Consider the following 22,191-nt stretch of genomic DNA (forward strand, 5'->3'; position numbering starts at 1 on the left):
ATCCGATGGTACTTGACCTTCAGATAGGACATGTTGAGTGACCCAGCATTTTGTAAAACGGACAAAATCCCATTGCGGACGTGAGGAGGCCCCATGCTCCCAGGGCAAGGAGAATGACGTCCCAATCAATACCGGACAGATACTCAACGGTGACCATTCCGAAACCGGCGAAGAGGCGAATTATGCGGTCATTAAAGCCAAGATTCATCGTTGTTCACTAAGTAAACATTTGAGGACTTACCATATAAAGCACTGTTTGCAATGATTATTCAATGATTTTACGCACCATTGCATCTTTTTTAGGTTGTATTGAGTATCGTCGGACCAACAATTTTCGCCCCCTCAGGACCACTTATTGTGAATGTTATGATGCAACTTTGTGAACAGATATCCACTCCGTTTTCGTTCACATTCAAGGTTTCACCGAGTTCCCAAGATGAATTGTCCTTGCCGTCTATCTGAACGACTAGACAGCCTCCGTCTGAGGTTGCAGTCGAGCAATTATGAGCGGTCCCGTCCTGTGTGATAATGACCTCAAGGTCCGAGAAATCCATGTTTGAACCGCCCTTCTCATCGAGTGTGATGGTGAAGAGTACGTCAGAGGATGATTCAGAATTAGCCTCGTCAATAGAATCTTCGATAGAGTAGTAGAACTTTTGTTGTTCACTGATACAACCTGAGGTCATCGATGAGACAGCAACCATGAGCAGCACCACCAACCATTCTCTGCCCATGGTTTTCCGTTAGAGTTGCCTCATTTAGGTTCATGCATCATGAGAAATCAATTCGCAGGAAACGGTGTTCAACGCCGGCCAGCACTTAGGGGACGTTTCGAAGGGTACCAAACCGTACGGTACGCTGCTTCTCAACCACAAGGCATATTCTAAATTTGGAAGACCACGCCACCATGGAAGAAGCAATTTTAGAGGCGGATCAAGACACAACCTTAGATGATCAGCACCCCGAACAAAAAAGAACTCTGCATTTTGCTTTTGCCTCAACTTTGGCATTTATTCTCTATTCAACACTCGTCCTGGATCCTGTTGGTAAATGTTTCAGGCTAGAGGGGAGTTCGAATTCATTAGGGCTTACCTTCACTTACACGTTGCAAATGGTGGAAGATTTTTTCGAATTGAGAAGCCAAAACCAACTCGAATGCTACAGGGAGTTCCTACAACTTTGGGATGTAATTTTCGCAGTCATCTATGCATCAATGTATGGTTTCTGGATCATGTACTTCTTCAATAATCGCCGTGTATTTTTGATTGCACCTCTCCTTGCAATGGTTGCAGACTGGATAGAAAACATTACTGAAATTTTAATGATAAACGGTTACCTTGATTCAAACACAATCTCTGGAACCCTCGTTTCGGTAGGGTCAGGGATTAACGCGGTCAAGTGGATGATGTTAACCTTAACATACCTCATACTCATTGCGGGAATCGTCACTAAAATACGTTCATTTCTTAGGAAGACGGACCAATAGTGAATGAAGATGAAAGGGCAGCAGCGTTTTTTCAGACAGCATTATTTGTCAACAAAAGACTGCTTTAAACCGTATTGGACCCGTGAGAGGGTGCGGAATTTAATACCTTATGAACGGTTCAAATCCGTCTTCGCAGGCGTTCCATTGCAGCATCTGCCTGTGATAAGTGATTCAAACAGTCCTCAATGCGACTGACTCCAAGCATTTCCTCCGCAAGGGCAATGGCTCGTTCACATTCCCTTCGGTCATCGTCTTCAATGGTGATTTGAGAAGCATCACATTGATTTCGTAAGGTTCGCCATTCGTCGATTACGAAGTCGTAAAGCTCCAAGGCATCATCGCTGGCTTTTCCTTCTTTATCCAACTCAGCAGTCATTCGCTCGAGCAACATCCCGGCATGTGACCATGATTTGGCCTGTGCTGCACTGTCAATCTCTTCCAATGCCTTCTCCCAAGACTTTTCATCATCACGTCCCTCATAGCGCTGAACGAGTTTCTTACGTTGTTTAAGGGCCCGAAGAACATCATCCATTGCAGCTCGTTCTTTTTCGATGGTACGAACCACTCCGTCTGCTAATCCGATCGCTTGACTGGCATGACCTTGGTCTACCGCTTCTTCTGCCTGATCAAGCCGTTCTTTCAATTGGGAAGTATCAAGCCCATCAGCCTGCTTAAGTTGCCTATGGGCCTCTTTGAGAGAGATGAGGGCGCGATCTTGAGCGTCTCCATCGGCTAGCATTTGTGCAGGGATTACCGAAGCATATTCATATGCTTCATGTGGCTTTTCAGAAGCAAGGAATTCCTTGGCTTCGTTTAACATCTCATACAAGCGCTTGATGCCATCACCTTTCTTCCCGTCAAGAAGACGAGATCCTTCTGTGATGGCTTGCTCCGCTTGGCCCCACCATTCAATAATTTCTGCTGCTCGCTTTTTTGCTTCTCGGAAGAGAAGTTCGCCCTCCCGGAGTGAACCGAGTTGGACTTCGCGTTCACCCATATCGAACGCTTTTTGTGGGCGCTTAGCGGTTGGGGCAATATCTGAGGCTTGTTTCACAGCGGCCAGTGCATCGTTGCGGATAATTTCCACATCGTCTGCAAGAGAAAGCGAACGCTCCATATCTTCTTCGCCCTCATCCAAAAGTCTCATGCCGTATTTTGGGTCCAAATGTCCTTCTTCCCGAGCGGTGGTAAGGAGACTTGCTGCCTGATCGACGGCTGCTCCTTGTGATTTGAGTTCTAAGAGGCGCAATTCAAGTGCATCCAGCCGCTTCTTGAAGGCTTTGCGCAGTATTTTTTGGTCGTCTCCGACCATCCAAGCGTAAGTTGTATCGACAACGGATAAAAGCACGACGAGGGGGGCGATGAATGAAAGAACCTGTGTATAGTCTGCTGCTTGGGAAAAGAGTAGAGTTGTTGCCGATGCGCTCCCGATGCCGGTCAGGATTGAGCGGAAGCGAAGAACATCAAAGCCACCTCTTAGGAGCGTCCTGGATTGCAGGCGGCAAAACCACCCAACGGCCATAACAAGAACACTTCCGGCAGTGGTTCCGTTCAATTCAGCCTCTAAGCCGAGGGCTCCAATGACCATGAGAACAGGCCAAGCTACCGTTGTTGATGCTCCAATACGACTCCGGGCTGCTGGGTCATCCAGCGCCAGGTCTTGGAGAATAATCCCCCAGAACAACAGGAGCATTGGGGCGCCAAAGCCAGCCAAAGAGACTCCTTTGTCGCTAAATAAGTCACTTAATGTCGGCCAGGCGAGCCAAATCGCACAAATAAGAATCAGAAGTGCGGTAGCCATGGTTACAGAATCAACGCGTTTGGCCCTACGTTGACGCTCGGACTCAATTGCCGAATCCACATCAGCCCAAGTGACCATGAGGTTCCGACAGCAGTTTTACCCATAACCACTCCGCTTCAATGGTCGGAAATAACCCTAGACCTCTCATTGGTGTTGTCGGGAATGTTCATGGGTGTCTTTCACCCGTTGTCGAAAAGCGAGGGAGTATTATGGCCGGTCTCATTACGATGGATGATTTATCCAATGACGAAATTCACAGCATTCTAGAGGATGCAGAACGCCTTCTTCCAGTTGCAGAAGGCAAGATATACCTGCCGTTACTTCAAGGGAAGATTCTTGGAAACTTGTTCTTCGAACCCAGTACACGAACACGAATGTCGTTTGAAACTGCAATGAAGCGTTTAGGCGGAGATGTTGTCAACCTTGGAGACGTCAAAACATCTTCAGTTGTCAAAGGTGAAACACTATTTGATACGATTCAGATGGTTGACGGGTATACGGATATCATCGCCATGCGCCATCCTCGTCAAGGAGCGGCTCAATACGCTCAAGATGCAGCCAGAGTTCCCATCCTGAACGGTGGCGATGGGGCGGGTCATCACCCAACCCAAACCATGCTTGACTTGTTTACCATCAAGCAGGCCCATGGACGGCTTGACGGCTTGAAGGTCGTTCTTGCTGGAGACTTGCGCTATGGCCGAACCGTACATTCACTCAGTCACGCTCTGACTCGTTTTGGATGCGAGTTGATTTTTGCAAGTCCTAAACTCCTCCGTATGCCTGCAGAAATCGTAGAGGATTTGACAACGCATGGGGGTCATGTGGTCGAAACCGAAGACCTTCTCTCATCGTTGGCTGAGGCAGATGTTGTTTACATGACGCGAATTCAAAAAGAGCGCTTCGCTGATGAGGATGAGTATACGAAAGTAGCTGGCGCATACAAATTGCACGCTTCGAATTTAGAGGGTACTAAGGAGGACATGATCATCATGCATCCACTTCCACGGGTCGACGAAATCCATCCCTCTGTTGACAAAACCCGGCATGCACGGTATTTCCAGCAAGCGTTTAACGGCGTTGTAGCAAGGATGGCTCTTTTATGCCGGTTGCTGGGCGTCACTGTCCCGGACGACATCTCTACTGCGGGAGGTGACTTGTGATGGCTCAGGAACACAACATGCGACGTGTCACTGCCATCCGTAACGGGACCGTTATCGACCATATTCCTTCGGGGCAAGCAATGCGTGTGCTCGAGATGCTTAACATGAACAAAACAACATCCGTTCCGGTTTCCATGGTCATGAATGTTCCTTCAAAGAAGATGGGGACTAAGGATATCATCAAAGTTGAAGACCGCGAATTAACTCAAGATGAACTCAATCGTCTTGCTCTTGTCGCCCCGGAGGCTCATGTGGCGATTATCCGTGCTTACAGCGTCGCCGAAAAGATGACGATTCAAATTGGAGAAGAAGTGACGAATGTTGTCCGCTGCACGTTTTCAAACTGCATCACGACCAACCCCCGTGAACCGTTGGCTCACCGCCTGCGTGTTATGGGTAGAGAGCCTCTTGTTCTACGCTGCCATTACTGTGGCCGGCCTCAGGACTTAGAGAAGTTGATCAGCAATTTGTTGTGATCATTCTTCATCAATTGATAACAAGTCTCGCATATCACAGGCTTTGCATTGCAAGCCAGATGTCATGCTACCGCAGCGTTCGCATGGGTGAGGGGGGGCCGGTCGAGTGGAACCGCCTCCCAATTCAACAACTTGGTCTCTTAGCGCTTTGACTTGGTCAGCCATACGCACGAGTCCATGTCGGGTGCCCGGTACATCGGCTTCCATTGTTGCTACCAAATCCCGATGTCGCCATCGGAGGGCTCCTTTGGCGTTGGGGCATTCTTCATGGTGGAGGGGCAGATTTTTGTGCGTCGCATACAGGTGAATTTCTTGTTCGGGGACCCAGCGCAAAGGGACAATTCGTGGTGCTAAACCATCAACACGATTGTTGGTGTGGGGTGCAAGCCTTAGCGTACGTTCCATGTCCCCGTTGGAAACATTCATCAGCACAGTTTGAGCCATGTCGTCTAAATTATGTCCCAGGGCGATGTAGTCTGCTCCGATACGTTCCGCCAAATGGTTGATCCCCTGCCTTCGGAAAACTCCACAATAAGCACAAGGCATTCGCGGTGCATTGTTGTCTTTCTCCATCGCCATTGGTAATCTGCGGACTACTTCATCCATTTCAATGAACGAAAGTTCAGGGTAGGATACGGTCTCGTGCCGAATCTCTAACTGGTCGCACAGGTCTTTTGCACATACTATCGACGGAGGGCGGTACCCTTCAATGCCTTCATCAACGGTGCCAGCAACGATGGTCACGTCCCTTCGTTCTCCAAGCAAATCAACAAGAGAGTGGAGCAAAACGGCAGAATCCTTTCCACCCGATACGGCCACCAAAATCGTTGTGTGTTCCCCTCGTTTCAATGGAAGTTGCAGGCGAAGTTCCTTTCCGATTTTCTTTCGTACTGACTTTGCGAGATGTTTTCCACACAAAACCCGGCCTGAGTACGCCTGTTCAACAACAGCAGGGTTGTTGCACGAATCACATGAAGGGATTTGAAAAGGTCCCTCCGGTGCTGCCTCGGCCATAATTCGTGGGGCGCCGCTGGAGTGTTTCAAATCAACGGCTTCAGCAATGACCGACCGAGGTTAAAAAAACAGGTATAATTTTCCAATTGAATATTTGATTTTCTAATTGAATCTTCTTGATGCGATGAGGCGGTAGCGGTCCAAATTTTTCGAAGCCATGATGGCTGGCGAGAGGTCAGGTCAATGCCAATCAATGCATATCGTACTGTTTTTCTCAGGTTCAAATATATTTTCCAGTTGGAAATTCCAATAGGGTCCTCAAATCCACTCAAAACCCTTCTTGAGCGCAAAACTTCTTGAAGGCTACAGCGGTGTCACTGAGGTTGAGCGACCATGCTGCAACGGTTATTATCTGCCTTGGCGACCCAAAATGGGGTCGAACAAGCCTTGATGATCGACGATAGAGGGCGTCTTATGGCCAGTGTTGGTCAATCCGGATCTTTTCCTGATGTTGAGCGAACGGTCTTGATGGCCGCAAACGGTCTTGAAGCAACTCAAAACCTTGGTCTTGGTGAACTCTATGAGATTTGGGAAGAGAGTGAGACCCGGACCATGATCGACATCGTTACTCCGTACCGCATTTTGATGCTGCACGGAAAAGGCGGTAAACTTGCGAGGTGGAGGCATAGCATCGACCTCAATCGCAAGTCCCTTGCAACAACCCCTGAAATGTAGGTGAACCAACATGTTTGAAATGCCCTTTGGAATACCAGTTGATGAAGAAATAGATTTGACCGAGGGAACGTTGCAACCGTTCGCCCATGGTGTCATTTCAACTTGGGTCGGGCGACGAAAAACTCCAGCTGGACATCGACTTGTACGAGCAGGTCGTATTGTAGGCTGGTTGGCTGAAGGGAGCAAATACACTCAGAAACGAGATTTACTTGCTGGTAAAGAAGCCCAAGAGGCCTTGCTTGCGATTGAATCTGAGCAAAAGGTCCGGTTCACCGCATCGGAATACACCATCTCCGGACTTGGAGATGTTGCCGATCTTGTCCCCGAAGCATTTGTTCATCAAGCCGACCGACAAGGACTTCGCTCAATGACGAATTTCGTCGAGCGCCTCCTCGCTCGTGATTTGTCAAAAGTACTGGCTTATCTGGTCGAAGATGAAACGGTTCGAGGGGCCATTGCTATTGATTCAGGCATGCTTATTGATGAATCAGGAGATCTGCCTCGAGAGGCAGAAGCACTCGCATCTCAAATACACAGTATTCTCTCGGACATTCGAGTAGAAGACGTCAACTTAGGGTTGGGATTGGGACCATCCGGACATTGGACACTTCACACATCGGACGGAGCCTTGTTGTTGGCTCAAAGTGGAGAAATTGCTCTGGCCATTTGGACCGAACGAGACGCCAATCATTCTCGCCTTCTTTCTTCAGCATCGCTGATGCTCGAAGGAGATGTTGCGTCAATTGGAGAGCATGGAACAAGCTTGCCGGATGGCTTCCCTCTCCGGGAAGGGCGAGGAGGACCGGATGCCATTCTTTCGATGCTCAAAGCGGGTATGGAGGAGGAAGTCACCGGACACATCCAGTCAGGAGCCTCGTCAAAATCCGTCTCACTCATACTTTCACGGGGAGTTCCTGTGGCTCTTTGGGCTCCTAATGCCGAGGATGAGAGCGCAGCCATGACCATGCTCACCGAGCCGAAGCGAAAGTTGCAATTGATCCGGTTCGCAGCAGGAACAGTCGTTTCGTCAAATTCTGGTTCATTTGAAAGTTTCAAACTCAAATCGTTCTGCGATCAGTTGTCAACCGTACGAACTCGTTCAGAAGCGCGACAGGCTTCAATCCGGGCTTCTCTTGAAGAAATGCTTGGTTTCGAAGCAGGTTTGGAGGAATTACGTCTTCAGCGAGGAAAAGTAAATTTCTCAACTGCGGGCATGGAAGTGGGAGATGGATTGCCGGTTATGCAACAGCAAGCAGTTGCTGCCGTTGATGCAGGCTTACGCCGAAAACTTGAGGCTGCCCGGCAATCACTGGATGAACTCACCAAAGCCCAAGCCATCCTTGAAGGCAAGAACAAGGAACTGGAAACAAAGAAAACAGCCGCTCAAATTGTTGCTCGGGAAGCAAGTGAAACACGCCAAGAACATACCGTTGCCCTCGAGGATGCCCATGCTCGTTTGAACAGTCTACAAGTGGACCTTGCTGAATCCCGTAATCAGTCAGAAGACGCTGAACACCGTGCTGAACGTCTTGTCCGTCGAGTGAATGAACTGGAACATCAAGTCAGTGAACGCGCTGCAGAATTGGCTAAGGCTTTGGGTGACGCAGATGCGAGCAGTGAACTTCAAGCGATGATTGAAACACTTGCACTCAAAGAAGCAGAATTGCAAGCTAACTTGACAGAAGGAAGCAAGCGGTTGAATACAATACGCCAACAAAGCGAGGACGAGGAGCGTCGCTTGCGTGTCCTTACTGAGCAAGTGAGTACGACCAGAGAGCGCCATGCAAGAAGCCAATCCGACGTACTCACTCTTCAGGAACAAGTTCACGTCCATCAACTCGAATTGGACGCCATCAAGACCGAGGAGTCCATGTCGAAAAACCGCATGGAAGAAGACCGTTTGCGCCGTGCAGAGGATGAGGCTCGTCGCTCAAACGTTCAGGCTGAACTTCGGGAATTGATGGACGAACGCCGTACCCTTCTCCGTGAACTTGGGGACATGGGTGCTCGACGGGGTCATGCAGAAGCTGAACTTTCGTCTCTTGTTGAGAAGGCAACCACGCTTTCTCAAGCCCATGAAGAAGCCCTTGCGGATATTCAGGAAGCCGAACGCCTACGTGCCCGTCTTGCAGAAGAACCACTCGCACAGGCCCTTCTCGATGACAACAACACCTTCGAAGGATTGGGTCCAGTTCTTGATCGACTTGAACATGCTCGTGGTCTTGGTTATTCTGTGACCATGCTCGACCGTGCCGTTGAGCGAGCCCTTCAAGTGATCCAATCTACGGTTGACCACGTCGCTGCGACGCCTCGTCACCTTCTCTCATCCGAGGTGATGACGTTGCTTGAACGTCAGGTCCCACAAACAGCAGGAGCGGTTCGTGGACTCGCTCGCTGGTCGGTTCAACAGCGATTGGAACATCAACTTGGAGAGACGGTCAATCATGTGGTTCTGGATTTGGAACATCTGCTAGAAGATTATGACCGTTCCATCACCATGCTAAGGAGAATCAGGAACGTTCTTGAGCAAATTGAGCGCTTGGGTGCGCCAAGTCATGAAGTCCATGCTCTCCTGACCAACTGCCAACGCCCAGAGGCACTTCCAAGCCTGGCTCAAGGTACTCGAAAATTGATTCAAGTTGCCTTGGACGATATTTACCTCGAAGCAGACCAAAGAGATGCTGGCGAAGCAATTGGGTTAGAAGAAACAGCCCGTGTTCTTGAAGAATTAATCACTCAACTCGATGCATCCGGTCTCACGGATGGCGTACCAAGAGGTATGCTATGGGAATTCCAACGTGATGGTCTTCTTCCCTTTGAGCGTGAATCCATTCCTTCAAACCAGCGTCTTCCGGTCGATGCAGACATGCTGGTTGACCTTGAACCAGCTCTCCTTCATGAAGAAGACATTGATATGGGTCAAAATGAAACCGCAGTTGCAGACCATGATGGCTGGGCAGATTTGCCGGCCCCAAGCGATTCTTTACCAACGGCGGCTGTAGTTCAAGAGGCACCACAACAAACCAAGGTTGACCTGGACGATGAACGGGCCCAACTTGAAGCTGAGTTGGCCCGAATCGATGCTGAATGGGGTCATAGAGATGCAACACCTACCGCTACGAGTTCCCCTCCCGATGCGGCACTTGCTGACCTTGAATCACGCCTATCAAACATTGAGTTCTGAGGCGATTGAAGTGTCCAACGAGCCTACTACCCTGCTGGGACGAGAAGAAGGGAAAGGGCGACCTTATCCACTGTTTCTTGAACGCCTGATGTTGGTGGCAGTTATTGTTATGACCGTAGTTTACGGAGGCAACATTAGCGACCGGTTCAACACCAATTGGCTTGGATTTGGGATTGGTTTTGTAGCCTTTCCATTGCTCTTGCTCGCTGCGAGTGAGATGATTGGGCGAATGATTCAGTCCAAGCAATGATTAAAGTTGAGTAAAATCCTTCGTCGCTGGTTTTGTATCGTCTTTAGTTCCACGCGATTGAATGAGTCCGATGACCCTCTGCCATGGGATGAAGAACCTCAGCACAGCCATGATGCTAAGGAACAGTAAAGCCGAAATGACCAGTCCATACGTGAGGGTCAATTCAATCGATTCAGAGACCTGTCCCGCCCACTGGCTCCCCGTTGTATCGGACACGATGGTAAGGAGAACTTTGTGGAATCCTAATGCAACCATCGTCGCAAGGCCCGTTAAGCCTAAGAAAAAGAAGGTATGACGCAAATGAGTGTTCAGAACGTTATCCATTTGGCGAACATATTCTGGGTCGCGCTTGCACGATTCAGGGAGGCGGAATGCGTACTCAAGGTTCCTGATCACGCCATAACTCGCTTCTTGGAACACCATGATGAGTACCGCTATGAGAATGAGGTCAAACTGTTCCTTTGTGACCAAATTCAAACCAAACAGCCCTATCGTGGGATCTGATGTTTGACTCTCAAGAGTGGCTAAAGCCCCACCATAGGACCCAAGTTGGCCTTTGATGAGGGGGAACGTCAAGATAGCGTGAATTCCAAGGAAAAGGAGCGTGAAACCAATGGCCCAACCAATTGAACGGCGTGATAGGCCCCAGATTCCACGGGTGCCCATAATAACAGGTAGCAGATAGATGAAGAGAATGATGAGTGACAAAATCATGAGAAGTGGCCACTGGAGGGTTTCCAATTCACTTTCATCGGGCAATCGGAGATTAAATTCAAACAGCATTCCAGCAAACCATGAAAGGAGCAGGCGTCCAACGAGAAGAACGATCAAACCAATAATGAATCCAAGTTTGATGCGCTGTTGAACCTTCGGACTTTGGAACGCGATAAAAGCCATGGCTCCTCCCAAGGAGAGTCCCATGATCATGGGGACAAAGAATCTCGAAAGGCCTTCTCTTCCCTCTCCAGTGAGCCAGTCGCCCAGAGGGAGTTGGTCTGAAATAAGCAATTCGATGGAGTCAAACAGGATGGTGTGGTCGATCGAGCCAACTACGTAGGTTTGGACCACTTGGACGTACATCGTGATGAGGGCGACGGTCGCAACGATTTGGAGAGAAAGAATCTGCCATTGGCGCCTCAAATTCTTGAGATGAAGGGTTCTTGGGCGCGCAGTGCCTTCCAAGAGAACATCTGATTGGAGACCTACTTCACCTGCCATTTTCAGTACCCCCTGACCTGCATTAATGCCTGTGACAAATCCATGTCGGGCATCCAATCAATGACTTGAGCTCCTGAACCAGCCAGCGTGGTGAGGCGATTCTGTCGTTCAAGTTTGAGAACTTCGTATGACATACGTGGAATTCTACTCACCAGACGTTCAAAGTCCACACTTGATGGGGACAGGACGGTCACTTCGTGTCCACGTCCAACGAGGTCGCGGACCGCAGCTGGAACGGTCCCGTCGCCTTCGCAGGATGAGATGATGAATACGGGGCTTCCTCGGCTGAATCTTCCACTGAGGGAGTTGGTTACTGCCTGAAGCGGCATGGTCCCCTTAGGCGTCACTCCAGCAAGGGCGCTTAGCAGTTTGAAGTACTGCTTGTCTCCGGTGTCCGGAGGAAGATAGGATAGTTTCTCGTCGTAAATTGCAAGAGCAACTGAATCCCGACGTTTCAAAAAGAAGGCTGCAAGACTTGCAGCGGACACGGTTCCCATCTCAAGGGGATTTTTGAGGACGGTTCCGATTCGAGCAAGGTCACGGCTGTCGAGCAGGAGGTAGAGGTCGGTAACGGCATCTCGGCATTTTTCGTTCACCATCAGTTCGCCGGTTCGGGCAAACGCCTTCCAATTGATGTTCTTGAACGGGTCTCCCGGGACATACTCTCGGAGCGAATAAAATTCCGACCCTTGCCCAGGTGTCCGTAGCGTCGTCGCTCCAGTGTACATCTTTGGGGTGCGGCTTCGTAAGAATGCTTCTTCAATGTCCTTGATTTGTGGAAAGATGACGATGTCGCTGTGGTGGTCCACGTACATGTCTTCAACTCCCAAATTGAAGGTGTTGCGAGCCCGTAAGGATACAGGTCCGATGGAGTAATGGCCTCTCAATGGGCAACGGAGCACATAGCGAATTCGAGCACTCTCACCAGGTTTGAGGTTGAGTTGCATTTGATTCAAACCACTACGCAACTTCATTTCGTGCGGTATGTTATCGTAAATGTCCAGCATCTGAGTTTTCCGGTTGCTGCGGTTCGTTACAAGGAGTTCCACATACAAATCGTCGCCTTTGTACAGATTGTCGGCTGAGAGAGTCCGTTGGACTTCAACGTCGCCATGGCCAGCGATCCATGAATTGACCACAATGAAGGCGACCAAACTGAGGCCAAGAATCATCATTTGTTGATTGGAAATCATCATCCCAATCAACACCAAGGCAATTCCTCCAGTGAAGGTGAAAGCAGCTTTACGTGTCCACATTCATCTCACCTCACTGACGTCCCCACGCCTTAATCCGTTTGACCAGAGCGACCGTCTGTTCAAGCGTGTATCGGTTGTTTGATTCAACTGCAAATTTAGCAAGAACAGGGTCGTTAATCATTGAAACCAACTCATTGGCTTGCATACCTTGGAATTCTTCGCGGTTGAGGCCGTTTTGATTTCGGACCTTGGACAGGAACACTTGACGGATCTTCTCCACTTTGGAGTAGTAAGCATATCTGTTCGCATCACCAAAACCGTAGTAGATGATGCTAAACACGTGACGCCATGGTTCAGGGTCCCGTTTCTTGATGAGAACTGCTTCAAAGGTGACGAACAGAATCAGGAAAAGAAGGAGCATGGCCAAACCTTCTCCTGTGAAGTAGACGAGAAGGAAGTAAACGGTGTTGTAAGAATCAGCTGCAAGAGCGCTTTGAGGGTGACGGGATTCATCAAAAATGACCATTGCATTTTCAGCAGGTTCGCCTTCTTCACCCTCCAGTTGACTCATCAAGGCTTCAGCGATGAAATCCATGGCCCACTTTCGATTGTCGTTTGCGGGCACGAATGTTGCGGTTTTACCGTATTTTCCATCATTGAACCCTTCGTAATCGTACATGGCGTTGATCAGCGCAGACCCGTCGGCCATGAAGACGATTCGACCACCATCCGAGGGTTCACAACTGGTTCGAGCACAGGCCTCAATGCTGAGATTGAACTGACCCCACCTGTCTGGTGTTGCAGGAGTGATCTCACTACCAACCTGTATATCTCCATCTCCGTTAACGTCAACGGTTGCTTCGTTGCTGGTCATGGCGCGAACCGCAACTTCGCTCAGTGGCCCTCGAACTCCGGGAATAATTTCGAGTCCCGTAACGTTGTTGAGAAGCATCTGATAGGTGCCATTGTAATCGATGGCGCCACTGTCCCAGTGCTGAACGCAGAGGCCGGCTTCTGCTTGTGTCATGCTTTCGCCGTCCAATCGTGAGCAAGGATGTTCACCTTGTTCACCAACATTGCTCCAACGTTCGTGGGATGAGAGGGTTTTCGGGTCAATCTCTGTGCCGTTCATGCCACATGGATTCTCTTGAATGCACATCCAAATGTAATTTTTATCGAGTTCAGCGACGTAGTTGGTGTCGTAAACTTGCTCGCCCGTATAACTCACGCCGAATGCTTCTGCAACAGAACTTCCGTAGCCGTAATCTTCCAAAACAAGGGCAGTTCCACCGGCTTCTACAAACTCAACAATGGCGTTGATTTCCGAAGGGGAGTATCCACTGTCGGAAGCGATGGTAATGAAACCGTCCTCGTCAAATTGTGGTAGGGTAAGGGTGTCCCGTTCGACACCGGCGAGGATATAGGTTGTGTTACGGGGGTCTTCAATATCGCCAAGGAGGAGGGGGCTGCTCACCAGGGAGTTGGTTTGAATCCCCATCTCTTTGATGTCTTCTCGAAATGCAGACATGTCGTTCCAGTCATCATCGTAAGCAGAAAGTTGGTTTGTGGCGCTTAAATTGATGAAATTAAGCAAGATTGTCATCAAAAGTACAAGCATAACAAGCCAAAATGACGCTTGAAGGGCAACCCTTCTGGCGTTGAAATTAGCAGGCAGGCCGACCATGGACATCACTTGGGAGAACTACCCATTCTTCCACGGTTTCACTTATCTTTAGAAGGTTGTCCACACAAGGACATAAAATGCTCATGGGTTCCATCACAAAAAAGAGGAGTGTTTCATTGGTTGAGATGAATTTTTGTCGCCACTCTTGAGACTGCATCGACTGGAATCATAACGGTGTTTTCACGGCTTTCAAAAGGGAGTGCTGCGGCGTTGACCGTTGCTTCAACGGTGACAATGAGTTCGCTGATAGCCCCCGTTTTGAGGTCAAAATGAATGTCCGTTAAATTGCCCAGGTCAGTTCCCGTGCGATCAACGACCAAACGGCCTATGACTTCCCTACCAAAGATTGCCATTTCATCTTCCTCTGTAGAATGACCGTCTCGGCGAGGCCAAATGAATGCGTCGGTGCGGTGAAGCGAAATCACATGGTTTCCATGCCACGACTGAAGTCACGATTTCGCTTGATGTTGCTCAATCCTGATGTCAAACGAGTTTCCATCTTTTGGTAGTAGTCCAACATGTCTGGGGTGACCGTAGGGCGCACTCGAGATATGGCTTCTTCAAAGTGGGTTTTTGTGACGCGTTTCTTTCCTGCACGCATGCAGATGAGGGCTGCTTCTCGGCACACAGCCTCAATGTCAGCTCCTGTGAACCCATCCATGCCGGTGAGGATATCCTTGAAAGAGAACTTGCTCAAAGGCATTCCTTCACTGTGGATGTTGAAGATGACCTCTCGGGCTCCTGAGTCGGGCGGAGGCACGTGAAGAACACGTTCGAAGCGGCCACTTCTAAGAAGGGCAGGGTCAATCATTTCTGGACGGTTGGTTGCGGCAACGATGATAACGCCGTCAAGCGATTCCACTCCATCCATGCTGGCCAGGAGTTGGTTCACGACTCGGTTAGAAACATCGCTGCCTTCTGAAGCAGAACCACCGCTTCTCATGGAGGCGATGGATTCGAACTCATCAAGGAAGATGATGGACGGTGCAGATTGCTTTGCCTTCTTGAAAATCTCACGGATTGCTCGTTCGGATTCTCCGACCCACTTCGAAATCAGTTCAGGTCCTTTGATGCTGATGAAATTTGCTTGGGCCTCATTAGCGATGGCTTTAGCAAGGAGGGTCTTTCCAGTTCCCGGTGCCCCGAAGAGCACAATTCCTCGAGGAGGTTTGATGCCAAAGTGCTCAAAGAGTTCAGGTTTGGTAAGCGGCCATTCCACTGATTCCTTGAGTCGGTCTTTGACTTCATTGAGTCCACCGACCTCTTCCCACGAGACTTCAGGCACTTCGACGTAAATTTCTCGCAATGCAGAAGGTTCAATGTCACGGATTGCTTCCTTGAAGTCGTCCATGCAAACTTCCATTTTTTCAAGGACTTCGGGAGGGATGGTTTCTTCCTCCAAGTCGATTTCAGGAAGGTATCGTCGCAGGGCCCGCATGGCTGCTTCACGAACAAGTGCAGCGAGGTCAGCACCGACAAACCCGTAGGTGTTGTCAAGGACCCACGCGATGTCAAAATCCTCTGCAATCGGCATTTGTCGTGTGTGAACGTCCATGATTTCACTTCGGCCATCACGGTCAGGGACGCCGATTTCAATTTCACGGTCAAAGCGACCAGGGCGACGGAGCGCTGGGTCAAGTGCATCACGGCGATTGGTAGCGCCGATCACCACAACGTTGTCACGGCCCTGCATTCCATCCATCAAGGTAAGCATTTGAGCAACGACGCGGCGCTCAACTTCACCGGAAACGTCTTCACGCTTGGGACAGATTGAATCGATTTCGTCGATGAAGATAATTGCAGGGGCATTCTCGGCGGCTTCGTCAAAAATTTCACGCAATTGTTTTTCGGATTCTCCGTAGTATTTGGATATAATCTCAGGCCCGTTAATGCTCTTGAAGTGAGCGTTAACTTCGGTAGCAACAGCCTTTGCAATCATTGTTTTTCCGGTACCTGGGGGTCCGTGGAGCAATACGCCCTTTGGCGGGTCAATGCCGAGCCTTCGGAATAACTCAGGGTGCTTGAGAGGCAGTTCAATCATTTCTCGAACCTTGAGCAACTGTTGCCCGATCCCACCGACGTCTTCGTAGGTGATTCCTTCCGATTGACCAACGTCCTCTTCTGCAACAGCTTCGTCTTTGATGACGATTTCTGTATCGGTTGTGACTTTGACGATACCTTTCGGAGTTGTTTGTACAACTGCAAACGGAAGTGCTTCTGCAAACAACGTCATTCCTGGAATGAAAATACGGTCTCCCGCTACAACCGGACGCTTTGCAAGGCCTCTGCGAGCAAATCCCTCGATTCCAGGGCCAAACTTCACCTTCTGTTTGTTGGCCATGACCGGCGAAATGGTGAGTTTTGTGCAATCCTTTGCCTCGACTTTAGTCACCGTGACTCGGTCTCCGAGGCTGACTCCAGCATTTTTGCGTATGATTCCGTCCACGCGAATAATGTCCATCTTTGCATCTTCAGGGCGACTTCGCCAGTAGATAGCAGCCGTTGAGCGATTGTCACCGCTGATTTCAACGATGTCGCCGGGCTTCAAGTCCAGACCCATGTCCGCTGAGATACGGGCACGCCCGTGTCCTACGTCTGACGGTATGGCTTTTGATACTCGCAATGATACAGATTCCTCTTTGTCAGACATAACACTCGCTCCTCAACATTTCCTATTGGCGTACGACGGTATATGAAGACTCCACCACGCCGTTCAGGTCAGTTAACAGACTGCAAAACAGCAGGACTCACTTAAATCCACGCCTTATATTGGTCATGTCATTCGTTCCATCACATTCAAGAGACGAGTGTTGTTCGCTTTGCTTATGGTTCACGTCCTAGAAACCGGCCTCGAATTTTTGACTTCAAACAACCCGAATGGTAAGCCCAGCGTCAAGGGGTACAACATCATCAACGGTCAGTTATCACTGGCGAGCGATGGCGCCTCTTTTACCTCCGTCAACCCCGCTATCCTCAACGACACACTCGGCGAATTCCCCCTTTCAACCAGGAAGGATGTCCACACTGCATTGGACGCTGCACACGCTGCTTTTCCAGGATGGGCTGCAACCCCGGCTCCAACCCGTGGTCAGATCATCGGAAACATGGGACGATTGCTGATGGAACACAAAGACGCCATCGTTGCCCTTGAAACCCGTGAAATCGGCAAGACTCTCAAAGAGTCCGCTGGCTCGGTTCAAGAGGCCATCGACACCTGTCTCTTTTTCCAGTCCGAAGGACGTCGCTTGTACGGCCAAACAGTCAACTCGGAATTGCCCGATAAAGAATTGTTCACCTACCGCCGCCCTCTCGGTGTCTGTGGTATCATCAACGCCTGCAATTTTCCTGCAGCCGTTCCTTTTTGGAAGATGATTCCAGCCATCATGTGTGGAAACACATGCGTGTGGAAGAGCCCACAAGACGCTCCTCTCCTCTCCTTCGCTCTTGCACGTATCATGCACGAAGCAGGACTACCAAACGGTGTGATCAACTTGGTTCACGGGAAAGGAAGCGGCGCTGGACAATACCTTGTCGACGCTGTCGATGAAGGGCGCGTCAACAAAATTTCTTTCACAGGCTCTACAGAAGTCGGTAAGATGATCGGAGAAGTATGCGGTCGCAATTTGGTGTCATGTTCGCTTGAACTCGGTGGCAAGAATCCACTGGTCGTCATGCCCAGTGCTAACCTTGACAATGCTGTTGAAGGAGCATACTGGGGCGCATTTGGAACTGCGGGTCAGCGATGTACCTCACTGGGTAACTTGATCCTCCACAAGGACATTTACGATGAATTCATGACCAAGTTCATGGCCAAAGTTGAGTCCACAACCATTGGAGACTCCTTAGCCCATGATGGTGTATTGTACGGTCCCATGTTGTCCGAAAAGTACGCCAAGGACTTCCTCACCGGAGTTGAAATGTGCAAGGCATCGGGCGCCAACCACATGTTCGGAAAAGGTCGAATTACCAGCGACAATCAACCTGCTAATTTCCTCGGTACGGCTGAAGACGGTGTGTTCATGTGGCCTCACGTTTTCACCGAAGTCACCGAAGACATGGAGTGCTTCCACGAGGAAGTATTCGGGCCAGCCGTGACCATCTGCAAGGCTGACGATTTCGACCATGCCCTTCACTTGGCCAACGCAAGCCCCTATGGTTTGTCTTCGGCCATCTACACCAACGACCGTTTGGAAGCGTACCGCTACAAAACCGGCATCAAGGCTGGAATGACAGGGATCAACAATTCCACCACCGGGGCAGAAGCTCACCTTCCGTTCGGCGGAGTGAAAGGCTCAGGAAACGGAACCCGTGAATCCGGAATTTGGGTTATTGAAGCCTATTCATACTGGCATGCAGTCAACGATGAATTGTCAGGAAAACTCCAACTTGCGCAGATGGATGTTGAAGAAGTTGAGATGGCTGAAGCCGATGTCGACTGGACTCAATTGGCTTGAAATTGACCTTCCAAACTCCTGTGGGCCAATGGTGAACCTCAAAGACCCTGCTGCATTGGGTAGCATGTTCCCTTAGGGGACGTGAGGGTGTAACCATGGGCGACGGCATCAAACTCCCAGTCATCAACGGCTTGGGTCGAACGAACCGAATAGACAACTGGTGGAGCCAGCCGCTCACCATGGGTATAGGCTTGACTGCAGCCATGATTTACACCTTCTGGCGTTTGTTCATCTACACCACTGAAGGGACAATTTCCTACAGCCTAGAGGGCTCTACGGTGATGTCACCGATCTTCTCGCCGAACGTGTTGGAGTGGGACTTGTTTGGCCTTTCTTCGTGGGACCATCCGACCTGGGTCAATGCTGCGGTGTTGATTCTTTGGATTCCATTTGGATTCCGTGGAACTTGCTACTACATGCGCCGAGTTTACTACCGTACCTTCTTCGCGAGCCCCGTTGCTTGTTGGGTCGACGAACCTGAAATCAACAAAAAACTTGGTTATCAGGGAGAAAAGCGCTTGTTCATCTTCAACAATTTGCACCGATATTTCCTCTACGCAGCAATGGTCATTCTCCTCATAAAATGGTGGGACGTGACCCACGCCATGACGTTTGATGACGGCATCGGGCTTTCCCTAGGAACCCTCGTCATGGGCATTGAGGCCTTCTTGCTCACCATGTACGTCACTTCTTGTCACGCACTCCGCCATCTCGCTGGTGGCATGCTGGACCGCTGGACAACGGGTCTAAGTCAAATCCGAGGTAAACTCTTTGGAAAAATCAGTATCTTAAACCGCTCCCACGGGTTTTGGTTTTGGACATCCTTGACCTTCGTGTTTTTAGGAGACCTTTGGGTGCTGGCTGTTTGTGAAGATTACGTTAACGACGTCGTATTGTTTGTAATTTGAGGTGAGATGATGACTGAAAAAATAACCAACCACGAATACGATGTTATTGTAATTGGCGCCGGTGGGGCAGGCTTACGAGCAGCTATTGAGGCTGCCCGAAGCGGTGCAAAAACGGCCATCATTACCAAGTCTCTCCTCGGTAAGGCCCACACGGTCATGGCCGAAGGTGGATGTGCTGCTGCACTCCAAAACGCCGACCCACGTGACGGATGGAAGGTTCACTTCCACGACACGATGAAAGGAAGCAAGTGGCTTGCAAACTGGCGAATGGCTGAGTTCCATGCGAAAGAAGCACCCGATCGAGTTCGGGAACTGGAACAATGGGGAGCAGTCTTTGACCGAACGCCAAACAATTTGATCAATCAACGAAACTTTGGCGGACACACCTTCCCCCGTCTCGCACACGTCGGCGATGCAACCGGGCTCGAATTAATTCGCACCCTCCAAGAGCGAGGCATTCACGAAGGCATAGACATCTTCATGGAATACACCGTCCGAACCCTGTTGAAGGAAGGAGACCGCGTCACTGGATGCGTTGCTTACACTCGTGTTGACGGAGACGTTCATGCGTTCTCAGGAAAATCAGTTGTCTTGGCCACTGGCGGCATCACCCGATGCTGGTCCGTGTGTTCAGGCTCTTGGGAGTACACTGGAGACGGGCATGCTCTCGCTCTCTGGGCTGGTGCAGAACTCCGCGACATGGAATTCGTTCAATTCCACCCCACCGGTATGGTTTGGCCGCCATCGGTCCGAGGTATTCTGGTGACCGAAGGTGTTCGTGGTGAAGGTGGACGATTGACGAACTCTGAAGGAAAGCGATTCATGTTCGACTATGTTCCTGAGATGTTTGCAGGTGACCACGCTGACACCATTGAAGAATCCGACCAATGGGTTGAGGAAGTTGTCAGCGGGAAACTCGCCACAGTTCGCCGACCGCCTGAACTTCTCACCCGTGACGTTGTTGCTAAGGCCATCAATTCGGAAGTAAAGGCAGGGCGAGGTTCACCTCACGGCGGGGCATTCCTCGATATTTCTCACCGTGGTGAAGAAGCCATCTTGAAGAAACTTCCCAGCATGCACCATCAATTCAAAGAATTGGCTGGTGTTGATATTTCAAAGGAACCAATGGAAGTTGGACCAACGGCTCACTATGTCATGGGCGGCGTTCGTGTTAATGCCGAAACCCAAGAAACGACCGTTTCCGGCCTCTTTGCTTGTGGGGAAGTCGCATCTGGATTGCACGGTGCAAACCGTCTCGGGGGCAACTCGCTTTCAGACCTCATCGTGTTTGGGAAGCGTGCAGGTGAATTTGCTGCAAAACGAGCCAAAGATTTGGCCCAGCCGACCATTGATGACGAGCAGGTTGGCGCAGCCATTGACGATATGCTTGCGCCGCTCATGCGGGAAGGCGGAGAAAACCCAGGGGCGATTTACGACGAAATGCGCGACATGATGCAGGCCAAGGTCGGCATCATACGCACCAAGGCAGAACTTGATGAAGCACTTGAAGATTTGAAATCCTACAAGGCGCGAGCCATGGCTTGTTCCTCCGGAACATCACGTAAATACAACTCTGGATGGCATCAAGCACTCGACCTGATCAATATGGTTGATGTCTCTCACGCAGCGACCCTCGCAGCAGTGACACGGGAAGAAAGCCGTGGAGGTCACACAAGAGATGACTTCCCAACGCCTGAGGATGATTACTGGGGGAAAACCCTCAACATCATTTGGATGGAAGATGGGGAGATGAAGATTCGGCAGGAACCGGTTGAAGCCATACGCGACGACCTTGAGGAGGCCCTCAATGAGGTCAAAGTGATGATTGCTGAGAGAGCCGCCGAAGCAGGAGGTGAAAAGTGATGTCGCTCAAAGGAAAGAAGCAGGCGTTCAAGATTCTACGAGGAGAAGGCGAGGAAGCGAGTCTCGAATCCTATGATGTTGAACTTGACGAAGGAATGGTTGTTCTGGATTGTCTTCATAGAATTCAACACGAACAAGAACCTGACCTTTCAGTTCGTTGGAACTGTAAGGCTGGAAAATGCGGCTCATGTTCGGCTGAAATTAACGGGCGACCTCGTTTAATGTGCATGACTCGTATGAGCGATGTCGTCGCTGAAACTCCAGAAGGACAGCCGATAGAAGTACGTCCAATGAAAGCCTTCCCTCACGTCAAAGATTTGGTGACTGATGTAAGTTGGAATTACGAAGTTGCTCAGCGCATCAAACCCATTAACGGGCCAGATGAAATGAACTGGGAATTCAATCAAATGGAAGCAGACCGTGTCCAACAATTCCGAGAGTGCATTGAATGCTTCCTTTGTGTGAACACATGTCACGTGTTGCGAGACCACGCTCTGTTTGATGGATTCGCAGGACCGCGCAACCTGGTCCGTTTGGCTCAATATGAAATGCACCCTCTCGACACAGAAGATAGGATTCCAGAAATCAAAAAGGAATTCGGGGTTGAATACTGCAACATTACCCGTTGCTGTACCGAAGTTTGTCCAGCCGGCATTCAGATCACTGATGACGCCATTATTCAACTCAAGGAACGTGTTGTCGACCGTTATTACGACCCGCTTCAACGAATCTGGAGAACCATCACACGAAAGAAGGTAAGGTACTGATTGGAGCTCTTTTCACTCATTTTCCCAAAGAGATATTATTTGATGATTAATGAAT

At 49.9% G+C, this 22,191-nt stretch carries 18 protein-coding genes; 10 read left to right on the forward strand and 8 right to left on the reverse strand.

The genetic code is table 11. The features are described 5' to 3' along the window. Positions 1–299 precede the first annotated feature (299 nt). Entirely contained in the window at positions 300–734 is a 435-nt protein-coding gene (locus AAA857_RS04770; RefSeq protein WP_338173662.1) for a hypothetical protein, read from the reverse strand. 173 nt (positions 735–907) lie between these two features. Here AAA857_RS04770 and AAA857_RS04775 point away from each other — a divergent pair, with 173 nt between their 5' ends. After that, the gene (locus tag AAA857_RS04775; RefSeq protein WP_338173664.1) at positions 908–1,486 is read left to right on the forward strand and encodes a hypothetical protein; all 579 of its coding nucleotides are present in this window, start codon (positions 908–910) and stop codon (positions 1,484–1,486) included. A 118-nt stretch (positions 1,487–1,604) separates the two neighbouring features. Here AAA857_RS04775 and AAA857_RS04780 read toward each other — a convergent pair whose 3' ends face one another. Then, complete coding sequence (locus tag AAA857_RS04780; RefSeq protein WP_338173666.1) at positions 1,605–3,365, reverse strand: hypothetical protein; 1,761 nt, start codon at positions 3,363–3,365, stop codon at positions 1,605–1,607. A 131-nt stretch (positions 3,366–3,496) separates the two neighbouring features. On the opposite strand from AAA857_RS04780, the gene pyrB reads away from it, so the two are divergent. Beyond that, a complete protein-coding gene (gene pyrB, locus AAA857_RS04785) occupies positions 3,497–4,447 on the forward strand; it encodes an aspartate carbamoyltransferase (RefSeq protein ID WP_338173668.1) in 951 nt (316 codons plus the stop codon). Continuing rightward, on the forward strand, positions 4,447–4,923 hold the full coding sequence (pyrI, locus tag AAA857_RS04790) for an aspartate carbamoyltransferase regulatory subunit (protein ID WP_338173670.1): 477 nt from the start codon (positions 4,447–4,449) through the stop codon (positions 4,921–4,923). Before pyrB ends, pyrI begins: the two co-directional genes overlap by 1 nt. On the opposite strand, the gene AAA857_RS04795 is transcribed toward pyrI, so the two are convergent. Beyond that, entirely contained in the window at positions 4,924–5,937 is a 1,014-nt protein-coding gene (locus AAA857_RS04795; RefSeq protein WP_338173672.1) for a TIGR00269 family protein, read from the reverse strand. A 333-nt stretch (positions 5,938–6,270) separates the two neighbouring features. Between AAA857_RS04795 and AAA857_RS04800 the strand changes: the two genes are divergently transcribed. The 3 genes from AAA857_RS04800 to AAA857_RS04810 are packed head-to-tail and all read left to right on the forward strand — an operon-like array spanning position 6,271 to position 10,046. Further along, on the forward strand, positions 6,271–6,612 hold the full coding sequence (locus AAA857_RS04800) for a hypothetical protein (protein ID WP_338173674.1): 342 nt from the start codon (positions 6,271–6,273) through the stop codon (positions 6,610–6,612). A 10-nt stretch (positions 6,613–6,622) separates the two neighbouring features. Beyond that, a complete protein-coding gene (locus AAA857_RS04805; RefSeq protein ID WP_338173676.1) occupies positions 6,623–9,796 on the forward strand; it encodes a hypothetical protein in 3,174 nt (1,057 codons plus the stop codon). A 10-nt stretch (positions 9,797–9,806) separates the two neighbouring features. Beyond that, positions 9,807–10,046: a hypothetical protein gene (locus tag AAA857_RS04810; RefSeq protein WP_338173678.1), complete on the forward strand. Its 240-nt coding sequence runs from the start codon at positions 9,807–9,809 to the stop codon at positions 10,044–10,046. On the opposite strand, the gene AAA857_RS04815 is transcribed toward AAA857_RS04810, so the two are convergent. The 5 genes from AAA857_RS04815 to AAA857_RS04835 all read right to left on the reverse strand — a co-directional run bounded on the left by AAA857_RS04815 (position 10,047) and on the right by AAA857_RS04835 (position 16,794). Further along, on the reverse strand, positions 10,047–11,264 hold the full coding sequence (locus tag AAA857_RS04815) for a hypothetical protein (RefSeq protein WP_338173680.1): 1,218 nt from the start codon (positions 11,262–11,264) through the stop codon (positions 10,047–10,049). It abuts the gene before it with no gap. Positions 11,265–11,266: 2 nt separating this feature from the next. Beyond that, complete coding sequence (locus AAA857_RS04820; RefSeq protein WP_338171069.1) at positions 11,267–12,520, reverse strand: DUF58 domain-containing protein; 1,254 nt, start codon at positions 12,518–12,520, stop codon at positions 11,267–11,269. Between the two features lie 10 nt (positions 12,521–12,530). Then, positions 12,531–14,144: a DUF4350 domain-containing protein gene (locus AAA857_RS04825; protein ID WP_338173682.1), complete on the reverse strand. Its 1,614-nt coding sequence runs from the start codon at positions 14,142–14,144 to the stop codon at positions 12,531–12,533. 113 nt (positions 14,145–14,257) lie between these two features. After that, positions 14,258–14,497, reverse strand: coding sequence for a PRC-barrel domain-containing protein (locus AAA857_RS04830; RefSeq protein WP_338173684.1), 240 nt, complete (start codon positions 14,495–14,497; stop codon positions 14,258–14,260). A gap of 68 nt (positions 14,498–14,565) precedes the next feature. Next, positions 14,566–16,794 (reverse strand): CDC48 family AAA ATPase, encoded by a 2,229-nt coding sequence (locus tag AAA857_RS04835; protein ID WP_338173686.1) that lies wholly within the window; start codon positions 16,792–16,794, stop codon positions 14,566–14,568. Between the two features lie 175 nt (positions 16,795–16,969). On the opposite strand from AAA857_RS04835, the gene AAA857_RS04840 reads away from it, so the two are divergent. From AAA857_RS04840 to AAA857_RS04855, 4 genes are all read left to right on the forward strand, one after another. Continuing rightward, the gene (locus AAA857_RS04840) at positions 16,970–18,598 is read left to right on the forward strand and encodes an aldehyde dehydrogenase family protein (protein WP_338173688.1); all 1,629 of its coding nucleotides are present in this window, start codon (positions 16,970–16,972) and stop codon (positions 18,596–18,598) included. 95 nt (positions 18,599–18,693) lie between these two features. Beyond that, on the forward strand, positions 18,694–19,506 hold the full coding sequence (locus AAA857_RS04845; RefSeq protein ID WP_338173691.1) for a hypothetical protein: 813 nt from the start codon (positions 18,694–18,696) through the stop codon (positions 19,504–19,506). Between the two features lie 9 nt (positions 19,507–19,515). Further along, entirely contained in the window at positions 19,516–21,369 is a 1,854-nt protein-coding gene (locus tag AAA857_RS04850) for a fumarate reductase/succinate dehydrogenase flavoprotein subunit (protein ID WP_338173693.1), read from the forward strand. Next, complete coding sequence (locus tag AAA857_RS04855; protein ID WP_338173695.1) at positions 21,369–22,136, forward strand: succinate dehydrogenase/fumarate reductase iron-sulfur subunit; 768 nt, start codon at positions 21,369–21,371, stop codon at positions 22,134–22,136. The genes AAA857_RS04850 and AAA857_RS04855 overlap by 1 nt, the downstream gene beginning before the upstream one ends. The last annotated feature ends 55 nt before the right edge of the window (positions 22,137–22,191 follow it).

Source organism: Candidatus Poseidonia alphae, assembly GCF_943787815.1.
GTDB classification, from domain to species: Archaea; Thermoplasmatota; Poseidoniia; order Poseidoniales; family Poseidoniaceae; genus Poseidonia; species Poseidonia alphae.